Source organism: Fluctibacter halophilus, from assembly GCF_020687825.1.
Lineage (GTDB): Bacteria > Pseudomonadota > Gammaproteobacteria > Enterobacterales > Alteromonadaceae > Fluctibacter > Fluctibacter halophilus.
In genome coordinates this window covers 888,073-914,334 of the sequence record NZ_JAJEWP010000001.1, presented here as the reverse complement: position 1 = coordinate 914,334, position 26,262 = coordinate 888,073, and the positions used below count along the sequence as shown (strand labels likewise).

Annotated in this window: 23 protein-coding genes; 6 read left to right on the top strand and 17 right to left on the bottom strand. The window is 52.2% G+C overall.

The annotated features are described in order from the left end of the window. Positions 1 to 728: 728 nt before the first annotated feature. The 3 genes from LJ739_RS04245 to LJ739_RS04235 form a co-directional block, all read right to left on the bottom strand. The gene (locus tag LJ739_RS04245) at positions 729 to 1,079 is read right to left on the bottom strand and encodes a hypothetical protein (RefSeq protein ID WP_229157350.1); all 351 of its coding nucleotides are present in this window, start codon (positions 1,077 to 1,079) and stop codon (positions 729 to 731) included. A gap of 87 nt (positions 1,080 to 1,166) precedes the next feature. Then, positions 1,167 to 1,592: a DUF1761 domain-containing protein gene (locus tag LJ739_RS04240; RefSeq protein WP_229157349.1), complete on the bottom strand. Its 426-nt coding sequence runs from the start codon at positions 1,590 to 1,592 to the stop codon at positions 1,167 to 1,169. An 88-nt stretch (positions 1,593 to 1,680) separates the two neighbouring features. Then, positions 1,681 to 2,031, bottom strand: coding sequence for a hypothetical protein (locus LJ739_RS04235; RefSeq protein WP_229157348.1), 351 nt, complete (start codon positions 2,029 to 2,031; stop codon positions 1,681 to 1,683). Between the two features lie 570 nt (positions 2,032 to 2,601). Between LJ739_RS04235 and LJ739_RS04230 the strand changes: the two genes are divergently transcribed. The 3 genes from LJ739_RS04230 to LJ739_RS04220 all read left to right on the top strand — a co-directional run bounded on the left by LJ739_RS04230 (position 2,602) and on the right by LJ739_RS04220 (position 4,491). Continuing rightward, positions 2,602 to 3,159: a PEP-CTERM sorting domain-containing protein gene (locus LJ739_RS04230; protein ID WP_229157347.1), complete on the top strand. Its 558-nt coding sequence runs from the start codon at positions 2,602 to 2,604 to the stop codon at positions 3,157 to 3,159. Between the two features lie 258 nt (positions 3,160 to 3,417). After that, a complete protein-coding gene (locus tag LJ739_RS04225; RefSeq protein WP_229157346.1) occupies positions 3,418 to 3,741 on the top strand; it encodes a hypothetical protein in 324 nt (107 codons plus the stop codon). 78 nt (positions 3,742 to 3,819) lie between these two features. Further along, the gene (locus tag LJ739_RS04220) at positions 3,820 to 4,491 is read left to right on the top strand and encodes a 2OG-Fe(II) oxygenase (protein ID WP_229157345.1); all 672 of its coding nucleotides are present in this window, start codon (positions 3,820 to 3,822) and stop codon (positions 4,489 to 4,491) included. 6 nt (positions 4,492 to 4,497) lie between these two features. Here the strand turns inward: LJ739_RS04220 and LJ739_RS04215 are convergent, their stop codons facing one another. Continuing rightward, complete coding sequence (locus tag LJ739_RS04215; protein WP_229157344.1) at positions 4,498 to 5,346, bottom strand: DUF6279 family lipoprotein; 849 nt, start codon at positions 5,344 to 5,346, stop codon at positions 4,498 to 4,500. A gap of 170 nt (positions 5,347 to 5,516) precedes the next feature. Here LJ739_RS04215 and LJ739_RS04210 point away from each other — a divergent pair, with 170 nt between their 5' ends. Continuing rightward, positions 5,517 to 6,515: an ATP-dependent 6-phosphofructokinase gene (locus LJ739_RS04210; protein WP_229157343.1), complete on the top strand. Its 999-nt coding sequence runs from the start codon at positions 5,517 to 5,519 to the stop codon at positions 6,513 to 6,515. On the opposite strand, the gene LJ739_RS04205 is transcribed toward LJ739_RS04210, so the two are convergent. From LJ739_RS04205 to LJ739_RS04180, 6 genes are all read right to left on the bottom strand, one after another. Then, the gene (locus tag LJ739_RS04205) at positions 6,512 to 7,597 is read right to left on the bottom strand and encodes an efflux RND transporter periplasmic adaptor subunit (RefSeq protein WP_229157342.1); all 1,086 of its coding nucleotides are present in this window, start codon (positions 7,595 to 7,597) and stop codon (positions 6,512 to 6,514) included. The two genes, LJ739_RS04210 and LJ739_RS04205, sit on opposite strands and share 4 nt — an antisense overlap. A gap of 28 nt (positions 7,598 to 7,625) precedes the next feature. After that, positions 7,626 to 10,757 carry an efflux RND transporter permease subunit gene (locus LJ739_RS04200; protein ID WP_229157341.1) on the bottom strand — a complete coding sequence of 1,044 codons (3,132 nt, stop codon included), beginning with the start codon at positions 10,755 to 10,757 and terminating at the stop codon, positions 7,626 to 7,628. A 214-nt stretch (positions 10,758 to 10,971) separates the two neighbouring features. Continuing rightward, on the bottom strand, positions 10,972 to 11,796 hold the full coding sequence (locus tag LJ739_RS04195) for a LytR/AlgR family response regulator transcription factor (RefSeq protein WP_229157340.1): 825 nt from the start codon (positions 11,794 to 11,796) through the stop codon (positions 10,972 to 10,974). Beyond that, the gene (locus LJ739_RS04190; protein WP_407646759.1) at positions 11,780 to 12,862 is read right to left on the bottom strand and encodes a sensor histidine kinase; all 1,083 of its coding nucleotides are present in this window, start codon (positions 12,860 to 12,862) and stop codon (positions 11,780 to 11,782) included. Before LJ739_RS04190 ends, LJ739_RS04195 begins: the two co-directional genes overlap by 17 nt. A gap of 139 nt (positions 12,863 to 13,001) precedes the next feature. Further along, positions 13,002 to 13,481 (bottom strand): Mpo1 family 2-hydroxy fatty acid dioxygenase, encoded by a 480-nt coding sequence (locus tag LJ739_RS04185; RefSeq protein ID WP_229157338.1) that lies wholly within the window; start codon positions 13,479 to 13,481, stop codon positions 13,002 to 13,004. Positions 13,482 to 13,592: 111 nt separating this feature from the next. Next, on the bottom strand, positions 13,593 to 15,425 hold the full coding sequence (locus LJ739_RS04180; RefSeq protein ID WP_229157337.1) for a DUF885 domain-containing protein: 1,833 nt from the start codon (positions 15,423 to 15,425) through the stop codon (positions 13,593 to 13,595). Between the two features lie 149 nt (positions 15,426 to 15,574). On the opposite strand from LJ739_RS04180, the gene ansA reads away from it, so the two are divergent. Further along, positions 15,575 to 16,582 (top strand): asparaginase, encoded by a 1,008-nt coding sequence (gene ansA / locus LJ739_RS04175; protein ID WP_229157336.1) that lies wholly within the window; start codon positions 15,575 to 15,577, stop codon positions 16,580 to 16,582. A gap of 2 nt (positions 16,583 to 16,584) precedes the next feature. Here the strand turns inward: ansA and LJ739_RS04170 are convergent, their stop codons facing one another. After that, positions 16,585 to 18,720 carry a methyl-accepting chemotaxis protein gene (locus LJ739_RS04170; protein WP_229157335.1) on the bottom strand — a complete coding sequence of 712 codons (2,136 nt, stop codon included), beginning with the start codon at positions 18,718 to 18,720 and terminating at the stop codon, positions 16,585 to 16,587. Positions 18,721 to 18,958: 238 nt separating this feature from the next. Between LJ739_RS04170 and LJ739_RS04165 the strand changes: the two genes are divergently transcribed. Further along, entirely contained in the window at positions 18,959 to 20,380 is a 1,422-nt protein-coding gene (locus tag LJ739_RS04165; protein ID WP_229157334.1) for a sensor histidine kinase, read from the top strand. On the opposite strand, the gene LJ739_RS04160 is transcribed toward LJ739_RS04165, so the two are convergent. The 6 genes from LJ739_RS04160 to LJ739_RS04135 all read right to left on the bottom strand — a co-directional run bounded on the left by LJ739_RS04160 (position 20,365) and on the right by LJ739_RS04135 (position 26,047). After that, positions 20,365 to 20,646, bottom strand: a complete 282-nt coding sequence (locus LJ739_RS04160; RefSeq protein WP_229157333.1) for a YeaC family protein — start codon at positions 20,644 to 20,646, stop codon at positions 20,365 to 20,367. The genes LJ739_RS04165 and LJ739_RS04160 overlap by 16 nt on opposite strands. A gap of 1 nt (position 20,647) precedes the next feature. Then, a complete protein-coding gene (locus tag LJ739_RS04155; protein WP_229157332.1) occupies positions 20,648 to 20,974 on the bottom strand; it encodes a hypothetical protein in 327 nt (108 codons plus the stop codon). Positions 20,975 to 21,104: 130 nt separating this feature from the next. Then, on the bottom strand, positions 21,105 to 22,781 hold the full coding sequence (locus tag LJ739_RS04150) for an alanine/glycine:cation symporter family protein (RefSeq protein WP_229157331.1): 1,677 nt from the start codon (positions 22,779 to 22,781) through the stop codon (positions 21,105 to 21,107). A 42-nt stretch (positions 22,782 to 22,823) separates the two neighbouring features. Beyond that, entirely contained in the window at positions 22,824 to 23,951 is a 1,128-nt protein-coding gene (locus LJ739_RS04145; protein ID WP_229157330.1) for a M14 family metallopeptidase, read from the bottom strand. 69 nt (positions 23,952 to 24,020) lie between these two features. Beyond that, on the bottom strand, positions 24,021 to 24,554 hold the full coding sequence (locus LJ739_RS04140; protein ID WP_229157329.1) for a TlpA family protein disulfide reductase: 534 nt from the start codon (positions 24,552 to 24,554) through the stop codon (positions 24,021 to 24,023). A gap of 44 nt (positions 24,555 to 24,598) precedes the next feature. Continuing rightward, positions 24,599 to 26,047, bottom strand: coding sequence for a glyceraldehyde-3-phosphate dehydrogenase (locus LJ739_RS04135; protein WP_229157328.1), 1,449 nt, complete (start codon positions 26,045 to 26,047; stop codon positions 24,599 to 24,601). Between the last annotated feature and the right edge of the window lie 215 nt (positions 26,048 to 26,262).

Sequence of the window (26,262 nt, the reverse complement as noted above, 5' to 3'; positions counted from 1 at the left end):
GAAGTTTCTTTTTTCGCTATAAACCCAAACACCCTTGAAGGGGCCTGGTGAGAACCAGCGACGCGCTGTGTTCGACCCAAATGCCGGGAGCATTTGGGAACGTACGAAGTACGGCCTAAGAGGTCGCAGGCAGGACGCCTGCGATAATCCAGCCCCCTCCACCACTCTTCTTACTTCAACCGAAGTTTCTTTTTTCGCTATAAACCCAAACACCCTTGAAGGGGCCTGGTGAGAACCAGCGACGCGCTGTGTTCGACCCAAATGCCGGGAGCATTTGGGAACGTACGAAGTACGGCCTAAGAGGGGTGAGACTCCGGTCGCCAGCGGCGATTTGGCGTGATAGGTAATCACGCCAAAAGGAATGAACGACCGGACAGGATGTCCGGGCTGGGTGCGGTACCAGGGATGGGTTCAGTTTGCGTTTTCACCCCAATACATCGAAGAAATGTCATCTCCTGCTGAGCACTCCTGACTGATTCCAAACAACGAGGATGAATCAACAAAAGCCTACTACGTCCCAAAAGGAAATATTTGTGTCCGGGCTGGGTGCGGTACCAGGGATGGGGTCAGTTTGCGTTTTCACCCCACTACATCGAAGAAATGTCATCTCCTGCTGAGCAACTCTTACTGACACTAGACGACAAGGAAGAATCTACTCAAAGGTCAGTGGAGAATCATTAGTTAAGTATTGAGTGACAGTTGTGGCTGAATGGCACTTGCAATAATGCCTAGCTGCATACGACTTCGTTGTTTTCATTAAACGTAATTACAACTCTTTTGTGAAGTTCATTACCAGTAACGTAACCACAACTACCACGAAAAATGACTGAACTATTACGCTTAAAGTGATAGTTGTAAACACCATCGCTTTGGTCTAGAGAATAATGCAGTGTATTCTCCTCACCATTCTCTAATGCTCCAAAATCTAAATTGGAACTTGGTAAAGCAACCTCCACTTCTTCAAGTGCGACGCCTGATTTGTTTACGACAGTCACACTGGGCATAACAAAAGCACTGCCATAATAGGCAACAACCAATAGTATAAAAAGAGACAAAACAATTTTGGAGACTAGCTTCATACTGCTTCCATAGGTATTTGACGCCGCCACCGTTCGTTAGAGACAGGTGCAGAAGGCCGGATGTGTGGCCTTGCCAGGCATATTTTGTTAAGCAAACACGCCAATGATTGCACCTATTAGAGCAAGCTCGACAACACTATGCGCTGAATTTATTACTGTTAATTTTAAAGGTGTTCGTGCAAATCCATTGTAATAACCTATTGATGTGGCAGTAAACACACTTGCAATTACTGCCCCCAAAAATGCCCCGCTTAAAACACCAGACATATTTGTTGCCGACATAAGAAAAGCAATACATACAGTTTTTGTTAGCCCTGAAACTAAAGATATAGCAAAAGCTCCGCCAAGACCTTCAGTACTATCCGCTTCTTCTTTTGTGAGCCCTAAAGCATTTGCCCATGCTTCACCAAAAAGTGCCCAATGATACCAGCTAAAGCCAAGCACATAGCTCACTATCGTTGCGACTGCTACAGCCATGTAGTTAAGGTTTTGTAATCCTGAGACAATATCCATATCTTTCCTCGCCTATTTTCTGAGTAACCTAACGCTTTGAACAGCGGAAAACGCATGCGAAGCGAGTGGTTTGCAGATGTTTTACTTGTTAGCCATAAATGCTAACAACGATAGAGCCCAACGCCAACGCGCCTGATATTACTATTGCGGCAATTGATGTCCAATGGGCCCTGTTGGATGTTTGTATAGCATGCTGATATTCACAAAACTGAAGATAATTAAAATATGCTTGTGGACTTAGTTTCCATTCGTAATTTTGATTTGGATGTACATATTCATTTTGAGCTGCACTTAATACAAAGAGTTCATGTGTGATGAAGTCGAAATCACTCTGTGACATTCCAGAAACTTCACATGCTTGAACTTTGGTGAAATTTCGATTCTCAATAGTGAATTCAATTAGTTTGACGTATGAATGTTTATCCAAAAGTCCGTTCATTCCTTAATTCCTAACAGTGCACTAACGCAATTTCGCGGTATTCCCGTCTCAGAGCCACTGGGAAGTCCACAGCTTTCCATTAATTAGCCCAATATTAGCAATGGGTTAGCATGCATTTCTACTCTCGCGTTGTGATTGAGACTTTGTGGAAAGTAAGGAGAATTTCAGCGCCGTCTAAAACGGCGTGATTGAATGTCTGCTCTTTGTTTAAAAGGCGGTCTGCCAGCGTTGAACGAATCAACGTCCGCAATTCGCTTTTCGCGCTCAAATGCAGCTTCTAAGAATCGGCATCCCGATGCCTATTGCCGAAAAAACCTTAGCCCCCACCACCATATTAACGCTGGTTTTTAGCTGTAATGAATAAAACACCGGCCCATTATCGGTAATTTTATTTCGCTAAACTGTTAAAGATCCAGTAAAAAATGTCGGCATTTTTTACAATTCACACGTTCCTCTACCAGGCAATGCTCGTATGTCACTGAAATGTAAACGCTTACGTTTTAAGGCATAAATCCTGCATTTTGCCTGTTACGCAGCATTGCGGAGCAGATTAAGGTGAATACGATGTTGATGAAAAAAGTTTTTGGGGTTATCGCAACGATATGTTGTTTAACCACCTTCAGCGCAAATGCAAACATTATTGTGACCTGGGAAAACAGCGGTGGTGACCTGGTGATCCGATGGGACGGTTTTATCGATAACTGGACCCGAACCAACAACTTTGATTCCAACACCGTGATCCTGCAAAACGGCAACGGCATGCATGCTTTAGGTGGCAACGTTGACCTGATCTGGACCGGCAGCACCCACAACTGGTTCAGTGGTGGTACCAACCTGTCCGGCGGCATCCTGGCTGGCGACTCTTTCGGCACGTCAGGCAACGCCACCTGGGTTTATATGCCCGGTAACTATGCCGGTGAAGTGATTTCAGGCTCCGCAACCTTTCTGGGTGCCGGCAACTATGTGGATTTAGGTTATTTCTTTGAAGGCTCGCGAGACCTGGGTTTCGGTGACAACGACAACATCATTTTCCAGGCCTACCAGCGCACTTCGGTGCCTGAACCTGCGATGCTGGGACTGTTCAGCCTTGCGTTACTCGCACTGGGCCGCTTCAAACGACGTCAATAAAGTACGTAGAATGGATATTGCCGCGACCCGGCACAACACCGTTTCGATAAAGGCCTGCTGACCAGCAGGCCTTTTGGTATTCAGGGCACAACCCCCGACAATTTGCAGCGTCAGCAGCAAAACAACCAGCAAACCTGTCGCCAATCAACGACGAAAGTCACGCAACCGTCTCTTTTTCGGTAAGTTTTTTACTTTTTTCTGGCCTTCGTATCAGCGCTGGGCTAGGGTTTAGGGTGTAGTACACAACGAGAAAACATCATGCACTCAGCCTTCAAAGCATTCTCACGCCCTGTTACCACCCTGGCGTATTCAGCCCTTGCCACCGTTGCCCTGGTTCTGTCCGGTTGCGCCAATTATGAACGCCCTTGTGAAGAGATTCTGGAAGTTAAACGGCAGCACCAGGAGTGTGAAGATCTGCGTAAGATCATGAATAAAAAGGGCTATCCGCAACAAGCACTGACCGCACAGAAGCGTTATGAGGAGGCCTGTACTAACCTGCGTTATTATCGCGATGACTATGACACCATCTGCAAAGGTGATCAGAAGCCTATCGGTGCGGTCAAAGAAAAGGATAAAAATTAGCCAATAGCGGCAAAATCTGCTTGCCAAACTCGCATTTTCAGCATAAAAAGCGTCACCGTGATTCACCGTGTCGCTTTCATGTTTGATCAGCAACAACCACAACTCACTTCCCATGCCGATGAATCGGTGGGATTGTTCGAATCCATTGCCAACGATATCGTTGACAAAGGCTACAGCGTACAACCCTTTGCCCTGCCCGTTGATTTGGCCAACGACTTGTTTGAACAGGCCCAAAGCCTGCACGACAGTGAATTACACGTTGCCGGTATCGGTCGTGAACAACAGCACAGCCACAACCCGTTTGTGCGTCGCGATGAGATTTGCTGGATTGACGGCAATACCCCTACCGGCCAACGGTGGTTAAACTGGACCGCCGATCTACAGCAGCACCTTAACCGGCAGTTGTTCATGGGCCTGTATTCGTTTGAAAGTCACTACGCCCACTATCAGCCGGGTGCTTTCTATAAACGCCACATGGATGCCTTTCAGGGGCAAGGCAACCGGGTTTTATCCCTGGTGGTATACCTCAATCCCGAATGGCTGAGCGACGATGGTGGCGAACTGGTGTTGTATCAGGACGAGCACGATCATCAGGGTGTAAAAGTCTTGCCCGGCTTCGGTACCCTGGTGGCTTTTCTGAGCGAGCAATTTCCCCATGAAGTCCTGCCCGCCGTCCGCGACCGCTGGTCTATCGCGGGCTGGTTCCGGATCAACGGCACCCACGGTGGCCGCCTGGACCCACCCCGCTGATACCGGCTAGTCGTCCTCAATCAACGTGGTCAGATCATCAATCAGGTCGTCGATTTCACCCAATAACCGTTTACGCTGTTTGTCCGTTAACGTGTCGTGCAACTGGCTGGCCAGTTGTGCAAAACGGGCACGGTTACGGTTACTGATCGCCACATACTCGTCTGATTTTTCCTGGTCCGGATCCAACATCAATGCTTTGAGCTCAGCCACAAACGCCGGGTTGTCGTGACGTGCATCGAACAACGCCCGCGCTTTGGCCTGGATTTGACGCCGGTACTGTATCCACCCGTCAAAGCTGCTTTCAAACAACGGCGCATGTTCGGCGATAAGGACTTTTTGGCTATCGGTCAAACGGCCGATGTAACCTTTGACCTGATCCTGCAAGTCCTCAACACGCTGAGCTTGACGCTCCTGTTCAGTGCCCTCGTAGCGCTCCTGTTCGTTTTTGCGGTTCTGCTCTTCCAGCTCGTCAAACAGCTGATTGACCTGTTCATCACTCAGACGGGGGGAAAACTCGGCCAGTCCAGGCACAATACGGTCCCTAAATCGCTCCCAATGGCCACGTCCCCGGTTCATGTGCGCCAACAGTGTCTCGGCACTGATGTGGGGCTGTGACAGGTCCTCGCGTAAATCATTCAAATGGTTGCGATAAGCCCCCAACTCCTCTGCGCGGTGCCACTGTAACCAGGTGTCGAGTTGCTGGTCGAACACCTGCTTCTGATCACGCTGTAAATCGACATAGTCATCCAGATACCAGTACAACAACCAGTCAAGGTTGTTGTAAGCAAAGGTGGATGAACACCCGGCCAGTACCAGGGGTACCAGCAATACCGCTGTGCGAAGCATCTGTTTCATGGAATTTTCCGTTCTCCTGTATGGGTATACTTTGCCCTGCTACCACCCCATTGACAATCCAACGACACGATTTCTTACACTCATTTTTACGCGCCAAAAACCGTTGTCGCTGATTGTGTTTTATCACCCTGGCCTGTTACTCTGAATCTGGTTTAACGGGATGACATACCATGCGAAAAATTGCTTTGCTGACCTCAGGGGGAGACGCCCCCGGCATGAATGCCTGCATTCGGGCAGTGGTACTGACAGCACTTCACTACAATATTGAAGTGTACGGCTATCAACACGGTTACCACGGACTCATCGGACAGGAATACCGACGCCTGCGGGCCAAAGATGTACTTAACATCATTCAACGGGGCGGCACCATCCTGCGTAGCGCCCGCTGCCACGAATTTAAAACCGAGGAAGGCGCACAAACCGCCGCAAAAAACCTCAACGCATTGGGTATAGAAGCATTACTGGTTATCGGCGGAGATGGTTCATTTCGCGGCGCCCAGCACTTGTCGAATTACTGGGACGGACAAATCATCGGCCTGCCCGGTACCATCGATAATGACATCGCCGGCACGGATGCCACCATCGGCTACTACACGGCCATTGAAACGGCGATGGACTCCATCGATAAAGTCCGCGATACCGCCGATGCTTTCGAACGCATTTTTCTGGTCGAAGTGATGGGACGTCATGCCGGTTTTATCGGGCTGAATGCCGCAGTAGCGTCCGCCGCGGATCAGGTGTTGCTGCCCGAGTTATTCAAAGACAGTGAAAACACCGTGACTGATATTCTCGCCCATATCGAGGGCGTAAAGGCCCGCCGTGGTGACTCCAGCTACATCATTGTGGTGACGGAAAACCTGTGGCCAGGCGGTGTAACCGGACTGGCTGAGGAACTCAACAGTCGCTCGGGTATTGAATGTCGCCCGGTGATCCTCGGGCATGTACAGCGGGGCGGTTCTCCGGTGGCTCAGGACCGTTTACTGGCTACCCGTCTGGGTGCTCACGCGGTTGAAATTGCCCGTAGTGGCGCCACTGGGATTATGGTCGGTGAACACCATCATCAGGTGGTCACCGTACCCTTTGCACAAACCTGGGCCGAGCGAAAAGCCCTCGACCCTTACCTGATCACCATCATGGAGTCGTTGTTTGATCTGCTGCAGCGACCTTAATTGATCGCTGCGGTTTGTTCCCCTTCGTCCAGGTAGCGGACTTTCTGCCCCGGACGCAAGCGCTCCGCACCACGGATGATCACAGGTGATGCATCGTTCACTTCACCAAACACCTCGATGCGCTCACCCACCCCGATGCCGGTACGCACGGCCACCTGCTGGGCCAGATTGTCATCATCTACCTGGTAGATAAATGCCCCTGCCTTACGCAGCACTAGGGCATCACGGGGGACTGTGGTGCCCTGGTGGAAGTCACTGTGGGGCAGCGCTACCCGCACCGCACTGCCGATCGCAAAATCCCCCGGACGTAACTGTACCCGCACTTCCATCATGCGCGATTGGGCGTTACCCACCGGAACAATGGCACGCACTTTTTCGGTCAATGACTGGTGATTGTTTTTAACCAGCACTTCCATATCAGTTTTGATAAACGGGATCGCTGACAGCGGTGCACGGATACTCGCCTCAATGTTGGTGGTATCCACAATGCGCAACAGGTTCTGGCCAATACTGGTGTATTCACCCGGCGTTTGCAGACGGTCAACAACCATGGCCGTAAACGGCGCCTTCACCTGGCTTTGGGCGATGTGATAGGCGGTCAGTTCACGATCCAGACGGGCCTGCTGTAGCTCCTGGCGGGCAATTTCCAGTTCTGAAGTGATTTCATCCAATTGATCCTTGGAGGTGGCATTTTGTGCCGCCATGGTGGTAAAACGGCCCTGCTTGCGCTCCAGCAAATCGACCCGGGATTGCCACTTGGCGATATTGGCGTCGTTTTGTCCCAGTGTCAGTTGCAGGCGTTTGTCGTCCAGGCGCACCATCACATCACCAGCCTGAACCACTTCGCCAACGTCCGCCATCCAGGTGATCCGCCCGGCCACTTCCGAGGCAATGTCGGAATCGGTACGACTGACCACCGTACCCGGAACCCAGATTTGTTCAGCGATCATTTCTGAGCGCACATCGTCAATTTCTACGAGAGCCGGTGGAGGCTCTGGCGGCGCTTGTTGCGCCAGCGCGCCCATGCTAAATGAGATTGCCAGGGCCAGCGCTGTTGCTTGAGACTTAAACATCGCTTTCATGATCAAATATCCTTAATGGTTCAATGTGTTATGCGTTGTCATGCAGTTTCTGCATTTTCTGGGTTGCCAACTCGGTAGGCACACCATTGCCTGCGCGGGCGGAGCGCGTCTTGCGCAGCCCCAGCCCCTCGATTTGTAACAAGGTAGGCAACAACACCAGAGTGAAAATGGTACTGACGGTCATACCGCCAACGATCACCGCGGCCAGGCCGCGATAGATGACACTGCCAGCCCCCGGCAACAGGAGCAGTGGCAACATGCCGAAGATGGACGTCAGGGTGCTCATAAAAATGGGCCGCAGGCGCAGTAGCAGCGCCTGGTGGACCGCTTCACGACGGGACAGGCCTTCACCTTCGCCCAGGCGGGTCTGGTGGACCAGCAAAATCGCGTTATTCACCACCAAACCGAGCAAAATGATAAAACCAATCATGGTCAACAGATCCATCGGCTGGAACGTCACCAGGTTCAGCAGGCGGATGGCAATGATACCGCCGACAGTGGCCAGTGGGATCGACAGGATCACCAGCAGGCTGTCTTTGATCGAGCGGAACAGCCCTGCCATGAGCACCAGCAACAAGCCCATGGCAAACAGGAAGTTCTGGCTCATGGTGGCAATTGCGGTGTTCAGGCTATCTGCGCTGCCGCCATAATTGATGGCACCGTCCGGTGGCATTACGGCCTGAATACCCGGTTCAACCTTTTCGCGGATGATGGTCATCGCTTCTTCCAATGACATTCCTTCCGGTGGGTTCAGGTTCAGGCTCAGGGTACGGCGACGATCAACACGCTGGATTTGGCTCGGGCCGACCGCACGTTCGACGCGCACCAACTCGCCCAGTTGGACCATTTCACCGCTGGGGGTCAGGATTGGGGTGACCGCCAGTTGCTCCGGATCCTGCCAGTCCTGGGTACGGAAGATGATGTTCATCCGTTTGATGCCGTCAAAATATTCACCAACATACATGCCATCGCCCATGGCACGGATCAGGTTGGCGACCCGGGCACGGTCATAACCCACTTCCATGATGCGGGCATCATTGGGGTAGAACTGCAATTCCGGCTCTGCTTGTTCAAGGTTGGGGTTGGCACGCACGTTGGCACCGGGGAAGTTTTCACGCAGCAAATCAAGGCCTCGCTGGGCCGCTGCGGTCAGGCCTTCCTGATCTGTGGCTTGCAGGCGCAAGTCGATCGAACGGCCATTGCCGAAACCGCCAAACAGGTTGCCTTGCATGGCAAACGCCTGGGTGTCGGGCAGATCCTTGAGAATTTCATCCCGCACCAGGGTTTCCAACGCACGCACATCTTCCTGATCTTTGGCGCGGACACCAATGGTGCCGCCGTTGGGCCAGGTAATGATGTAATAGTTTTTCAACGCCGGCTCTTTTTCACCGGCCATATACGGCTTAAGACGCTCCACCACCAGTGACATAACTTCCTGTTCAATGAACTGCTCACTGGCACCGGCCGGGAAATTGAAAAACGCGTCGATGGCATCCCGCTTCACCGGCGGCAGGTAATCCAGTTTCGGCATGAGCAGATAACTGGCCGCCACAGGGATGCTCATCATCAGTGCGATAATGGCAATGCGGCGACGAGTGGTCTGACTGAGTTTCATCACCCCCGAGGCAATACGCTCCCACACCCCTTCGAGGCGATCCGCTGGCAAGCTTTTTTGCAACCAGCGACTGGCCACCACCGGCAATACCGTGACCGCAACCAGAAATGAAAAGCTCACGGCGATGGCGATGGTCAGGGCCAGATCGGCAAACAACTGCCCTTCTACATCGTTGAGGAACATGACCGGAATAAAAATCGCCACCGTGGTTGCAGTGGATGCCATCAAGGCGCCAAACACCTGCTTGGTGGCAATGTGCGCGGCCTCATGACTATCGGGTGTGTGCTTACGTTGCCGAACGATGTTTTCCAGCACCACAATGGCGGCATCCAGCACCATTCCCACCGCGAATGCCAGACCGGCCAGTGAAATCACGTTCAGCGAGCGCCCGGTAATTTGCAACACAACGAAGGTCGACAGCAGAGAAATCGGAATCGCCAGCGCCACAATCAAGGTTGCCCGGGCCTGACGCATAAACCACCACAGGATACCCACCGCCAGCAACACACCAATCATCAGGTTACTGGTCACCAGGTTGATGGCTCGATAAATAAACACCGACGCGTCAAAGGATTGCGCCATGGTGAGTTGCTCATCCGCCAGTACCGATTGGTTGAGCTCCTCTACTTTGGCTTTCACCGCTTCAAGGGTAGACAACACGTTGGCGCTGTTCTCCCGATCGATGCGAATCGAAATGGCAGGGTTTCCGTTTTGCACGCTGAAGTTGGAACCGTCGGCACGCTGAATGCGGATATCGGCGATGTCAGACAGTTTAACTGGGCTGCCATCCCGCCACTCGAGGATCATCTCGCCCATTTCCTGGGGCTCATATTTGCCTTCAAAACGCATGGTATAGCGTCGCCGCCCCACTTCGACAAAGCCACCGGATACATCGTTGGCGGAACCCAACATACGGGTAATGTTGGTCAGATCAACGCCCAGCTCTGCCGCGCGGTAAGGGTCGAACACAATTTGGAATTCTTCCGCGCCGCCCACGCCACTTTCCATTCTGACCCTTGCCACACCGGGAATTGACTCCAGTTGAGGGCGAACGGCATCTTCAAAATAGGTGACGTAGCTGTTGATTGGGTTTGGATTGCCCGGCAGTTTTTGTAAAAAGAAATAGGTCAGCGCCGGTGTGCCGCCGCCCCATCCCCCCAACATAATGTTGGGCGACAGCGCATCACGGGGTAAGGGTGGGATCCGGTTCATGCGGCTGATCACTTCGATCAGGGTCTTTTGCATGTCGGTCTCTAAGCCGAATTCCAGATTGATCCAGGCGTTACCCTGATTGGCAAAGGCCCGCATGCTTTGTAAGCCCGGCAGCCCCTGCAACACCTCTTCCTGAGGCTCAAGGATTTCCGACTCTATTTCCTGAGGCGACGCGGCACGCCAGGACGTCTGCACCGAAATGGTGGGTCGTTCGATGTCCGGGAACAATTGAACCGGCAGGTTGAATAAGCTGTATAAACCCAGAACGGCGATAATGGCGACGACAATACCGATCCCGGTGGCGTTTTTGATGGCGGTGCGAGTGATGTCCATAGCGAGCACATAGCAATAAGATTGTGTGTGGCTAACTATAGGTCGATCGGTTTTACAAAAAAGTTTAAATCCGTTAGACGCTGGTTTCTTGCGTTGAACAACCGCCCACGGACAAGCTGTAACAAAATGTAAAATTTCGCCCGATTCTGGCGCACACAGGGCATAAAAAAACCACGCTACAGGGCGTGGTTTTTCCGGGTTTGGTCGCAGCGACTCAGTGGTGGATCATTTCCTTGACCCGGTCACGGTGACTGCGGCTGACCTTCAATTCGGTGCCATTTTCCAGCACCAGGTGATACTCACCGGACACATGGCTGACCAGCTTTTTGACATAGGCAATGTTCACAATCGCGGAACGGTGCACCCGCACAAAACGGCGTGGATCGAGCTCTTCTTCGAGCTCCTTCATGGTGCGGCGCATAATGTGGGTGCTATCGCCTGCATGTACACACATGTAATCGCCGGCGGCGTCAATCCACTGAATGTCGCTGATCGGTACGCGGGTTACCTCCGTACCATCCTTAATCGCCAGCACATCCGGATAACGTTGGGTATCCAACGCCTCACCAGCAGCCAGTCGGCGCAGAATGTCTTCACAGTCATCGCCGGTAAAATCGGCCACCAGACGCGCCAGCTTGTGTTTGTGCTCACCTTCCTGGTGCATGGCAAACACTTGCTCCACCTTCTCCAGCGCTTCTTGCAGACGGGCATCATCGACCGGTTTGAGCACGTAATCCAACGCGTGGATATCAAACGCCTTGATGGCATAGGTGTCGTAGGCGGTAACAAAAATGATCAATGGAATGGGCTGTTGCAACTCGCGCAGCTTATTGATCACCTGAAAACCGTTTAACCCGGGCATCTGTATGTCCAGAAACACCAAATCCGGCTGGGATTGAACAATCTCGGTGACGGCATCCAGTCCGTTCTGGCATTCGCCAATCACGGTTACATGGTCAAACTCCGCTAGGCGTAATGCCAGGCCTTTGCGGGCCAGGGGCTCATCATCAACGATAAGCGCTTTAATGTTGGTTTGCATCTTCATTGACTTCAAATGGGATCCGAATACTGACTTTGACGCCCGTCGGTTGATTGTGGGCAATCGTGAATGAGAAATTATCGCCGTACAGTGACTGTAAACGTTCTTGAATATTTGGCAAGCCGACACCGTTGTTACGGTGCAGTTGGCCCTTTTCAATGTCGGCACCGGGGCCGTTATCCGCTACTTCGAGCAACAAATCTTTACCAAAGGATTTCGCCACAATGCTGATCTGACCGCCGGCGGCCATTTTTGAAATGGCATACTTGATGGCATTTTCAATCAGCGGTTGCAGAATGAGGCTTGGCACCAGACCCTGCTTGACCGATTCCTGCACATCCCAGGTTACCGACAGACGCTCATCAAAACGGACTTTTTCAATCTGCAGGTATAAATCCAGTGCTTGGATCTCCTGCTGCAATGGCACTTTCTTGATCGGATCCTTGTCCAGCGAGTAACGCAAAAAGTCACTCAACCGGCTTACCATGGCTTCAGCGGTTTTATTCTCTTTCATCAACACCAGCGTGGAAATGGCATTCAGGGTGTTGAACAAAAAGTGCGGATTAAGCTGGTAGCGAAGCATCTTAAGGTGTGCCTGGTGGGCCATGGTTGACGCTTTAAGCGCATTTTGCTTCTCTTTTTGCAGCATCTGGAAGTTTTTGATCCCGAAATACAAGCCGCTCCAACACACCACCATGATCAACGAGTTGATCGTGTTCTGGAAATACATGTACCACTCATCCGGGCGATAACCGTGCTTGTAAATCTCCCAGTAATTGATGTTCTTCACCACCGCCCAGGCCAATGCAGTCAGGTAGGCGCTGCCAAACACCGTCAATAACATGCGCCATACATTCTGCTGACGGGCCCAACGGAAGATGTAACGCAGAGGGATGGTCAGTAACCAACCGGAATAAGCATTCAGGACAATAACGAACAGCCAAATACTGCGCATGTCATGAAGAAAGGAACCGATGTAGTAGACGATTGCAAACCCGCCCCACCCTGCGGTATGCAGTGTCCAGAAGAGGCGTTCACGGTTTTCGTACAGTTTTTGCCACTGAATCAAAGTGAAATCTCATTTTTACCATTGTTGAATAGTATACGGGAGCGAGGCAACAGATCGTTGTCGTTGGTCTTGTGCATTTCGTCACTGGTCGCAGAACCCGGCCCAAAGGGCGGATTCTACCCAATAAGCGTGAAGATCAGTAGTGAATGTTCATGCGCTTCAACCAATGGGTCCACCACCATGCAGGGCCCACCAGTAAAAACTGCAAATCTTTGAAAAATGACGGCTTTTTACCCTCTATATGGTGACCGACAAATTGCAGGATCCACATCACCACAAACAGCCCAAGGCACACCTGCCAGACCGACAACTGCCAATATTCCAATAGCTTGATGCCCATAAAACCGGCGATGGTCATCAACGTCATCGCGGCGCCAATTGGCCCCGACAATTTAAAGTAGTACCACAGCATCGGAATGACCGCGACATGGGCCCAGGTGACAGCAAAATAGTCCAAAAAAGCAGGGGTGGGTATCGACCAGACGAGGCCGAGGGTGACGAAGAAAATCGCGGGTACCGCGATCACATGAATGAAAACATTGGTCTTGTTTTGGTGGCTTTCTCCGTACTCTTCGAGCAATGCATCGACCTGACGGACATCAACTTGTTGCATCATGTGGCGCTGAACCTGTTAACAGTTTATTTACATTCCCAGTTAACCACAGTCCGCGCCGCCATGGCAAGGTGTGCGGCGCTTTCGTTGACACAAAAACGCCGCTCAAACCATTTAGGTGGATTGCTGCGCCGCGATCCACTGGTCAATTTTGGCTTCCAGCACCGGCATCGGCAGTGAGCCGTCGATCAATATCTGGGTATGGAAGGCTTTGATGTCGAACTGTTCACCCAGCGCCTGACGGGCTTTTTCACGCAGGTGACGGATGTGACGTTCACCGGTTTTATACGCCAATGCCTGTCCCGGAATAGAGATGTAGCGCTCAACCTCGGACACAATGTCGCTCTCAGCCATGGAGCTGTTATCGCGCATGAATGCAATGGCCTTTTCACGGGACCAGCCGAACGCATGTAAGCCGGTATCAACCACCAAACGCATGGCGCGCAACTGCTCGTCCGCCAGACGTCCGTACCACATCAGCGGATCGGTAAACAATCCCAGTTCCTTGCCCAGGCTTTCCGCGTATAACGCCCATCCTTCAGCAAACACCGTGTAACCACCGAATTTCCGGAATGACGGTAGCCCTTCCACTTCCTGCTGGATTGCAATCTGGAAATGGTGACCCGGTGCTGCCTCATGAATGCTCAGCGTTTCCATCAGAAACTTGGGCTGGGCTTTCAGATCATGGGTATTGATGTAAAAAATGCCCGGGCGGGAGCCGTCAGGTGCTGGCGACTGATAGCTTGCACCGGCTGAGGATGCAGCCCGATAGGCTTCTACCGGACGCACCTCGTAGTCAGCTTTAGGGAATACCTCAAACAGTTTGCCTACCCGCGCGTTGATCTTTTCTTTCACCGCGTTGTAGCCATCAATCACCGCCTGCTCAGAATCGAAATAGTATTGGTCATCCGTACGCAGGTGTTCAAAGAAGGCCGGCAAATCACCGTCGAAACCAACGGTCTGCTTCACTTTGTTCATTTCATCCAGAATGCGCGCCACTTCTTGCTTGCCAAAGTCATGGATTTCTTCTGCTGTCAGCGGTAGCGTGGTGTTACTGGCGATTTGCATTTCATACCAGGCTTTTCCGTCCGGCAGCCCGGACAGACCCACCGTTTCTCGGGTTTTCGCCAGGTATTCATCGTTCATGAACGCATAAGTACGTTGATAGGCCGGGATGATCACCGAATTGATGGTGTCAATGTACTGTTGCTTGAGGGACGCTTTTTCTTCATCGCTGATATCCGCAAGCCCATCGATGCCCGCAACAGGTCCGTAGAAAACGCTTTGCGTGACATCATCAACCACGTGCGCCTGTAGTTGCGGCAATACTTTTTGTGCAATCGGTGTGGGCAACACGACCCCCGACTCCATGCCCTGCTTCATCGCAGCAATGGCACTGTCCATGTAGGTTGCGAAGCCTTGTGAGCGGGACATAAAGTCGCGGTAATCCTTAACGGTATTGAACGGCTGGGCACTGGATCCCGAGCCGAGCATCGCAAAGTAAGTGTGGGGTCCACCCATTTGAGAAAGGGGCATCAGATGGCCGGGAAAACGATGCCACTTGATGGCCATTTCCCGATCCCGTTTAAAAATTTTGTAGCTCAACCAGTCCTGCCCTTGCAGTTTATCAACGTCGATGGCGTCAATGCGCGCCAGGTAGCGCTTATGAAATGCCAGATCATCGGCCAAAGCCTGCTCAGAGATCGGCTCGCCAAACTGATCGTTATAATCATGAACACCAACAAAGGTTGCATACACAGGGCTACGCGCCAGACTTTCGTTGAAGTAGTCTTCTACCACCTGTTTCAACACAGACGCCGCCGATTCGGCGTATTGGGTCTGTTCATGCTCAGGGGCGGGGTGCGCATACGCAGGGTTGGCACTCGCCAATGACAGGCCAATGCTGGCGGCCAGCGCCAGGGTTTTAAAAGGGATGGTAGACTTCATAGGGTTCTCATTTTCGTTATGCAGTGAATGGGCATGCTAGCAGAAAGCCGGAGCTTGGAAAGCCACGGTAAAATTCTGTAACAACTTTGCCAGCGAGGGGATGCAGGTTGTACACTAGCGCGCAACGAATGCTGGACTGCGAAGCTACGATGAAAAAACACATTTACGTCGCCTATACCGGTGGCACCATTGGCATGCGGCCTTCCGAGCACGGATACGTGCCCGCCAAAGGATTTCTGGGTGATACATTGGCGGATATGCCTGAATTTCATCGCGATGAAATGCCCCACTTTACTTTGCACGAGTACGACAGCCTGATCGATTCATCCGACATGAGTCCTTCGGACTGGCAGCAAATCGCCGATGATATACAGACCAATTACGATGACTATGACGGTTTTATCATCCTGCACGGTACCGACACCATGGCATACACCGCTTCTGCGTTGTCGTTCATGCTCGAGAACCTGAGTAAGCCAGTGATTGTGACCGGCTCGCAAATTCCCTTGGCTGAGCTGCGTTCAGACGGTCAGGTTAATCTGCTCAATGCCCTGTATATCGCCGCCAATTTTCCGATCCCGGAAGTGTCACTGTTTTTCAACAACAAGCTATTACGCGGCAATCGCAGCCGCAAACTTGATGCGGATGGCTTCGACGCTTTTGGATCGCCCAACTGTGACCCGTTGCTGACCGCGGGTATCAACATCGAAGTCAAAGCCGGAACCGTGAAACCACACCAACGCAACGCATTGACCGTCAGCCCAGTGTCTCCCCAACCCATTGGCGTTATCACCCTGTATCCCGGCATCAGTGCCGAAGTGATTAGAAATACACTGCAACAACCGGTAAAAGCGCTGATATTGCTCAGTTATGGTGTGGGTAACGCGCCGCAAAATCCGGCCTTGCTGGCGCAACTGGAAAACGCCCGTGATAACGACATTATCGTGCTGAATTGCACCCAATGTATTCATGGCAAAGTCAACATGGCGGGCTATGCCAATGGCCATGTATTGCGCGAAGTGGGCGTGGTATCAGGCATGGACATGACCCCCGAGGCGGCGCTGGCAAAGTTACACTACCTATTGAGTAAATCCCTCAGCGTTGAACAAATCAAACAGCAGCTACAACAAAACCTGTGTGGTGAGCTGACGCCCTGAGCCTACTGGGTTTTTAGTTTGGCCAGTTGTGCTTCAAGGCGCTGCGTACTGGCCAATATCGCTTGGGCGCTGGCCAGTGAAGAAGATGACAGTTGGGTGATCTCCGCCGTCGCGTCGCTGATGTTGACCATGTTCTGATTAAGATCTTCACTGACGGTGCTTTGCTCTTCGGCTGCCGCGGCCATTTGCGTGACCCGATCACTGATCTGGCTGATATCCCCAACGATCGAGCGCATCCGCGCCAATGACTCCGCCGATCGTTCGGTGGCCGATGACGCTCTACCCGTACCTTGGTCAATCACACTGACCGTGTGGGTCACTTCCCGCTGCAGATCATCAATTACCCGACCAATTTCACCCACAGATTCGGCGGTGCGGGATGCCAGTGTTCTGACCTCATCAGCCACCACAGAGAAGCCCCGACCGTGCTCCCCTGCCCTGGCCGCCTCAATGGCTGCATTAAGCGCAAGCAAATTCGTTTGATCAGCAATCTCACCAATCACATCCAGGATTTTGCGGATATTATCGGAGCGCTGGGATACCGCCGATACTGCAGACGACGCTTTACCCATTTCATCCGACATCGCGTTCACTTCAGACACCGAGTTACTCAGTAACTTCTCGGTAGCTTCCACTTCCTGGCTGGCGGCCATCGCGCTGCTGGCCGCTTCTGCGGCATTTTGAGCGACATCACGGGCTGTTTGTGACATCTCGGTAATTGCAGTGACCACACTGTCGACTTCGTCGTTCTGGCGAGAAATCTGAGTATTGGTTTTGTTGGCAAATGACTGTGTCTGGCCTGCACTGTCTGACACCTCACGGCTCGCTTGTTTAGCCTGCTCCAGCAACTCCCTGACTTTTGCCTGGAAACCATTAAAGCTATCTGCTAACTGGATTAGCTCTGCATGGCTGGTGACCGTCAGTTTTTGGGTCAGGTCGCCGCCCTGTCCCGCCAGACTGGCCATCCGCTGTGCGACCAGCGATACCGGCCTGACCACCGAGCGACTGAACAGTGCAACCAACAATAACGCGCCGCCAATCAGTACTAAAGCGACCATCAACAACTTAAGCATCAAGGCTGCCACTTCATCATCAACGGCCATAGCAACCCGTTGTACCGGCGCCATCGCCACGTCATAATCCACCCCCAAAATGATGGTCCATTGGGTGTTTGCGCTGGGAATATTAATGGGGGCGGCAACATACAGGTTGTCTCCAATCCGCACACTGTCCTGGGAAGTCGCCAATGCCATCAGCTGAGCGGCTTGCTTTTCGCCTTTCAGCGACGCAAACGGTTTTGCCAGGCTCTCTTCGGCGCCGGTGGCAGCCGCCAGGAAGCCATCCTGGCTGACCACATAGACTTCTGACTTGCCGCCATACAGGGTACTTTGCAGCGACAGTGCCCGTTGCTGAATGATGGGCAGGTTCATGTCTAACCCGACCACGCCGCGAAAACGCCCGTTGGCCATCACCGGTACAATCAGGCTGGTCATCAGCTCTTCGTAACCCTCTCTGATCTCGTACTGATAGGGATTCACGACACAGGCTTTACCACTGTCTTTGGCACACAGAAACCACTCGGCGGCACGAAAGCCGTATTCATCCACCGTGTCGTCGTATTTTTCATCAGCATCATCGACGATTTCCTGCACCAGGGTACCGTCTGGCTCGCGCACGAAGTAGATTTCCAGACTACCAACACCGGGTACGGAATGCACGGTACCGGACACATACTGGCTGTCAGGATCATGAAACTGATTGGCTTCAAACTGGGCATACAATGCTGAGGATTTACTTACTGCAAGGGTGTCTTTGACCAACAAATTCACCTGCTCGCGCGACAATACCTGTCGGTCGTTACGTTCAATGGTGCCACTCAACTGACTGGCCACCGTGCGAGGAAACTGGAACATACGCTCAATCAGTGTCGCCACTTGTTCACCACTCTGACCGGCCTGGGCTTTCAAACTGGATTCAATCTGCACCAGAGTGGTCTGCTCTACTTCCGCCACAATGTCTTTCTGACTGCCCCCCAGTGACAGTTGTGTGACCAACAGAAAGATAAGGGTTACCGCTGCCATCAAGGCGCCGACAATGACGACGAGCTTTATTGATAAACGTAGTTTTGCGAAATCCACAATGCATTCCTCAAGACGAGCCCACAATAACCAAGTCGCTGATCCGCCTTGATATTTATGAACGTTTTTTATTGTTCATCAAAAACAATAGTTCAAGATCTGTTCACAGGTGAATGAAAATAACGATTAGGGTGTCTCCATCTTTCAGGCCTGGTTTGCACCTACACCAATGAGATTGTGTTTTTAGCCACTCTCAAATAGGCTAACCTTTAATCAACACTCTTTATTGGCAGGAACCGTGCGAAGCGATCTGGAAAACGTGTTGTTAAACGTGTCAATGCACCCCGATATCGACAGCGGAGACATGGTTGCCGCCAATACAGTGATACTGAACGCCGTGATCGAAGGCTTATCATTGCAGCGGGTGGGGATTTGGCTGTGGGAAGGCAAGCGACAAGGTATCGTGTGCCAGCAATTGATTGACACTTACCACGCGACCAGCAGTGAAAACCTGCGTTTAGAGCGCGCAGACTTTCCCGACTATTTCACCGCCCTGGATACCCAACGCAGTATTCTGGCGGATGATGCACATCAACACCCGGCAACCCGTGCGTTTAGTGAAAACTACCTGACACCGCTGAACATAGCGGCAATGCTGGATGTGCCCATTCGCCATCACGGCGATATGATCGGGATCATCTGTTGTGAGCACATTGGCTGTGCACGCCAGTGGCAAACGGATGAGGCCACTTTTGTCGCCGCCCTGGCAGACCTCTATGGCCGGGCCTTGACGGCCTGTGAGCGGGAACAATACCAGCGTCAACTGGAAACCCTCAATCAGCAGCTAGAAGAGCGGATCCAGGAGCGTACACAGGCACTGCAAGACAACCTCAATTACCTCAAAGAAACACAGAAAAAACTGATTGAATCGGAAAAGCTGGCGGCATTGGGCTCATTGGTTGCAGGGGTGGCCCACGAAGTCAATACGCCATTGGGTGTGGCAATCACCGCCAGTACCACCGCATCAGAAGTACTGAAACAATTGTCTAAACAGCTCGACACACAGACCCTCACCCGCCGCAATATGGAAAACCAGCTTGCCCAGCTCAATGAGACTCAGGATGTGTTACAACGCAACCTGTCCCGTGCAGCTGAACTGATCAGTCACTTCAAAAACACCGCAGTCGATCAGAATCGCTTCGACGTGATGGAGATTGAGCTAGTCGGCTACGTCAACAGCACACTACAGAGCTTGCGACCGGTGACCAAAAAACAACAGGTCACCTTTGATGTGCAGGGTTCAGCCCCCATTGCCATGCGCACATTACCCGGTGCTCTGGCGCAAATCTTCACCAACCTGGTGATCAATGCCAGCAAACATGCGTTCAATCCGCCGGTTGAAGCACCGGTGATTACCATCACACTGTCTCAACAGGGCGAACAGGTCATGATCACCTTTGCGGACAACGGCAATGGTATGGCGCCGGAGGTGTTAAAGCATGCGCTGGAGCCGTTTTTCACCACACAGCGCCACTCCGGAGGTACCGGACTGGGGTTATCCATTGTGCATAATCTGGTCACCCAGACGTTGGAGGGCAGTATCAGTCTGACGTCAGAACAAGGCCAAGGGACCCGCTTTGACATTCGCCTGCCCAGAGTGTTGGTACCGAAAGAGCGACGGGCTGTCGAGGTACCCCAGATGGCTCACAGATCATCGTGACCAAAACGGGCAATGTCTTCGTTGTCACTGAACTGGGCTTTGAGCTGCTGTTTGCTCTTGTGCACAATATCGCCGCTCTCACCGACCGACATGTGTTCCCGGGACTTCAGCACTTTGGCCTGATACAACATCACCGTTTGTAAGGTCGATGCTTTCTGATCGTCGGTTAACGGTGTACCGTCAGCCCACTTCCCCGTCTCAACCGCGCTGAGCAAGCGTTGGTATGTTTCCGGCGTAATGTGGCTGACCAATGCATCAATGTTCATGTCAGTCCGCCCGTTTAGCAAACACTAACCGCACACGGTTAACCACGTACCAACAAAACCCCACCACTGAGCAGGCAATCGCCGCGGTGTGCTGTACATCGCCCGGGCGTGTGCCGCCCCAGTACATAAAGCCGAAACCGGCCACAAACAGCAGCATGGCGACCAGAGACTGGTTCTGAATGCTGTGTACCTTCTGAAACTTCTGCAAACTTTGTTTGCGCGCGATATCTTCGCTGGAAGCCTCACCGACTGCGAAACCACAATGTTGACAGCTAGGTGCTTTGTCGGAAATTTTTTTGCTACAGGCTGGACAATCAATCAGGGCCATACTTCACTCCCTCGCTTTGGTGGATATCATGGGCGGACTATACCGTAAAATGCCACCCGGTTCACACTACGCCCTATCAAGGGCACAAAAAACGCGGCCAGTGCCGCGTTTTTACATCTGACAGGCTGTTTTACTCTTTGGGGTGCTGCTTATGGAAGTCTTCCCAATAGGTCGCAACGGATGCTTTCATTTCTTTGCGCAGCATCATGATGCCAAACAGGTTGGGCAGGGTCATCACCACAATGGCCACACTGGCCAGCGCCCACACCAATTCAGTATCAGAGAAGCTGGCCCAGACAAAACCGGCAACATAGATAACCCGATACGGCATCACCGAGCGTGGACCCAACAGATAAGTCATTGCACGGTCACCGTAGTAAGACCAGGCAATCGCCGTTGAAAACGCGAACAACAACAAACCTATCGACACAATATACTGACCGAAGTCGCCGAAAAATCCGCGCGTAAATGCAATGGTGGTCAATGCAGCCGAGTGCACCAGCGACTTACCGGACAAAACGATGTTGTCTTTTTCCAGGTTACCCTGGGTGATCTTAAGTGTACCTGTATAGGGATCTTCCTCAGTGGCCACACTGAAGCGCACGTCTTCAGCAATAGAGCGGGCATGAATTATGGTGAAACCGTCACTTACCGCCTTGCCATTGACCACTTCAATGGTACCGTTGAACGGTTCTACTGAATGTCCATCGACTTCATTGAGGAATTCAAACAGGGCGTGGCGATCAGCATCGACATCCTGCTGGTATTCACCGGCCACGATGGTCAGGCTGGCGCGTTCGAAGGTATTTTGGTGCTTTTCCTGCCATACGCCAGATGACAAAATCACCAGGCCTGTCAGGGTACAAATCATAATCGTGTCGATGAACGGTTCCAGGATCGACACCATCCCTTCGGACACTGGCTCATCCGCCTTGGCGGCAGCGTGAGCAATCGGCGCGGAACCCTGACCGGCTTCGTTAGAGAACAAGCCACGGTTGACCCCACGGTTGAACGCGTAAGCGATGGTAGCGCCAAGGAAACCGCCGGCCGCTGACGACCCGGTAAAGATATCACCAACAATGGAGGCAAACGCAGGACCGATGTTTTCCAGATTGGCGAAGATCACCGCAAAGGCACCAATCACATACAACACCGCCATAAAGGGAACGATTTTGGACGTGACTGCGGCAATTCGCTGGATACCACCGAGGATAACCAGGGCCAGAAAGATACCCAACACACTGCCGACAATCCACGGCTCAAAACCAAACGTGGCTTCGATACTGCTGGCGATGCCGTTACTTTGTGGCAGGTTTCCGGTTCCGAATGAACTGATCACTGTCGCAATGGCGAACGCCACAGCCAACCACTTCATGTTCAAGCGACGATCCATGTAATACATCGGACCGCCAGCCATCGTGCCGTCTTCGGTTTGCACACGGTATTTGTGCGACAAGGTCACTTCAACAAATTTGGTGGTCATGCCCAAAAAGGCCGTTGCCCACATCCAGAACAGTGCGGCAGGCCCACCGAGGTAAATGGCAAACGCCACCCCGGATATATTTCCCGTACCGACCGTGCCGGACAAGGCCGTTGCCAGTGCCCTGAAGTGGGTAGTATCACCCGGCGCACCTTTGCGATCGTATTTACCGGTCACCACTTTCCAGGCGTGTTTGAAATAGCGAACCTGTGGAAACTTCAGATAGATTGTGAAAAACAGACCCACGCCCAGCAGCACATACGGAAACCAGAAGGCTCCGCCCAAATGGCCGTCAAGCATGTTCAGAAAGCTGTGTAACGATTCCAAGGTTATTCCCCTTATTGTTGTTTTTTTATTCCCAGCGAACGATTAGCGCAATGTTTCAACCACCGCCATAGTAGCAACCAATACGTCTTCACCCAACTGCTTACAGCGTGCCGGCGACCAACCGAATAGCGGGTCAGGCAGCAATGCATTGTCTTTAAACGGCATTTCCAGGGTATAGGCTAAACAATCGTACAATTGCCCCACCGCATTGGAGGCAACGGTCATGTTCGCCTCACCTGGCTTGTCTTTGGGATAGCCGTGTTCATCCTGAAATTCTGGCGTGGTGTTGATCAAGGCTTGTTTGAAACGCTCTTCCAACGACTGGATGCGCGCAGAATAGCCCGGATTACCCTCTGAACCCGCAACAAAGTTGTACGGCAAGGCTTCATCACCGTGCACGTCAAGGTACATATCAACGCCGGTTTTGGCCATTTTTTCCATCACCAGGAACACCTCGGGGCTGTTTTCCATGCTCGGTGTTGCCCATTCCCGATTGAGGTTGACCCCTGCCGCGTTGGTACGCAAATGACCACGCACGCTGCCATCCGGGTTCATGTTCGGTACGATATAAAACACGGCTTTTTCCAGCAATCGACGCGCGACACCGTCGTCCTGATCGAGCAGACGATTGATCAGCCCTTCGACCAACCATTCAGCCATGGTTTCACCGGGGTGCTGACGAGCAGTGATCCAAATGGCCTTTTTGCCGGCTTCGGGTTGTCCAATCACCAACAGTGACATATCGCGACCGTCAAGGGTTTCACCCAGGTGTTCAAGGTGACTCAGCCCCTCAACCTGAGCACTGGCCAGCAGGTCCAGATGACGTTCATAACTGTATGGCGCAAAATAGGCGTAATAGACCTGGCCGTGTTCTGGCGTATGCTCAATGGTCAGACTGCTGCCATCAAATGAGGTATCAACACGGAACCAGGTGTCCCGGTCATAGGACGCAACGGCCTGATAATCGGCCCAGCCATCCGGGTAGGCAGAGGTTTTCAGATCACCAATGGTCAGGGTATGCGCCACAAAAGGCATGGTGTCCAGACGGAAATGAAACCACTGATAAAAGTCGCTTTGATTGTCTTTTCGAATACGTAGCTGAATATCGTCGGCGGCATCCGCCTTGATGACGTCGATATTGCCGCTGTCAAAGTTACTGCTAATTCTCATTATTGTTCCCTGCCCCTTTTGGGGGTTGAATTTGACCGCGCTAATCTAACACATTCCGCATAGCAAGTTTTAGTCCCGCGACAAATAATTTCGTAACTGCATGCCCCACCCCGTGCTGTATCCCATGGTACCGGCAACCACTTTGCCTTGCCCATCGATGATGTAATAAGTGGGATAGCCTTTGACCGCAAATTGCTGCCTTAACGCGGTATCACCAAGCAACACCGGCACCTGTACCTCATGACGACGCACAAACCGTTGCACTTCATCGATGGCCTGGAAATCCAACGCCACCGCCACCACGCGAATATCTTCGTCGGTCATTGACTCCAGACTACCGATACTGACCGCACACACCTGACACCAGGGTGCAAAAAAGTACACCAGCGTTCGCTGTCCTGATTGATGCAGCGGCATTAACGCCCCCTGTAACGATGGCAGTACGCGATGGGGTACCGTCACTGTACCGTCGTCCGGCAATAAATCCCGCCCTTGCCAGGCCATGATCGCGAACAGCAATGCGCTCCACAACAGGCCCTCTCGCAACCATTTCAGGCGTTGCCAGCGGGTTTTGGGCACAACAGTTTCAGAATTTTCAGACATAATAAAAAGCCCGCGTCAGCGGGCTTAAGTAACGAAGACTGGGCTTATTTTGCCGGAATGGTGGGATAGGTCAATCCCGCCATAGCCTGCACACAGCGCATTACCTGACAGCTGTAGCCGAATTCGTTGTCATACCAGACGTACAAAGTGACCCGATTGTCAGCCACAATCGTCGCCTGTGAATCAATCACCGACGTTGCACGGGTACCTACGAGGTCGGTAGATACAATTTCGGTTGAGGCAGTGAACTCGATTTGGTGCTGCAGACCTGAGAACAGCGACACATCACGCAAAAAGGCGTTCAATGATTCACGATCCGTCGATTTCGCCAGGTTCAGGTTCAAAATCGCCATGGACACGTTCGGTGTGGGCACCCGAATCGCGTTACCGGTCAGCTTACCCGCCAGTTTGGGATAGGCTTTGGCCACGGCTTTGGCAGCACCGGTTTCTGTGATCACCATGTTCAGTGACGCACTGCGTCCACGGCGTTCGGCTTTGTGGAAGTTGTCGATCAGGTTCTGGTCGTTGGTAAACGAGTGAACCGTTTCAACATGGCCGTTCTCAATACCAAACTCTTCATCCAACACTTTCAGTACCGGAGTAATGGCGTTGGTAGTACAGCTGGCGGCGGATAAAATCGTGTCTTCTGGCAGGATGTCAGCATCGTTAACACCGAATACGATGTTTTTCACATCACCTTTGCCGGGCGCGGTCAGGATCGCTTTCTTAGCGCCCTTTGATTTAAGGTGCAGACCCAGGCCATCGCGGTCACGCCACATACCGGTGTTATCAATCACGATAGCATCGTTGATACCGTACTGGGTGTAATCGACTTCCTCAGGACCGTTGGCGTAGATCACCTGGATGTAAGCGCCATTGGCTTTGATGGCATTGCGTTCATGATCAACGGTGATGCTGCCGTTAAACGGCCCATGCACAGAGTCACGACGCAGCAGGCTGGCCCGTTTTTCCAGATCACCCTCTTTACCGCCACGCACAACGATGGCTTTAAGGCGCAATTTGTTGCTTTTACCCTGACGCTCAATCAGCAGACGGGCCAACAAACGACCGATACGGCCAAAACCGTACAACACCACGTCTTGCGGGGCATGGTTGTCGGCACTGCCAACGATCTCGCCCAGCGCTTCGCGCAGGTAGGTGTCGATGTCCATGTTCTCGGACTTGCCTTCGTAGTGATAGCTGTAGGCCAACTTACCCAGATCAATCTGGGCTGGCGCCAGTTTCATACCGGCCAGTGTTTCCAACAGCGGGAAGCTCTCGCGCAAACGCAGTTTGTTACCGGTGTACAAGCGAACAGTACGGTGTGCCTTGATGATCTCAATCGTGCTGGCACCCAGCAATGGACGACCGAAGACAGACACTTCGACCGCTTGATCACGGTACAGTTTACCCAGAAGCGGTTGCATCAGTTCGGCAAATTCCTGGCGTTCTTGCCAGCTGGCTTGCAATTCCTGCTCGTATTGTTGGTTCATGATGATTGGCCCTTACGACAAAATAATGTGGCGAAAGTATGGTTACCCGGCACAACAGTACCGAAAACGCGCGCCATTCTAATGAAAGGTTGTTAATTGGCCAAATTGTCGAAAAGTTTCACCCCGACAGAGCAAGAACCACCTTGGTTCATTTTTGAAAGTAATTTTCCATCAAATTGGTCCATCACCCGACAAATTGGCCCAAAGCAGCCATT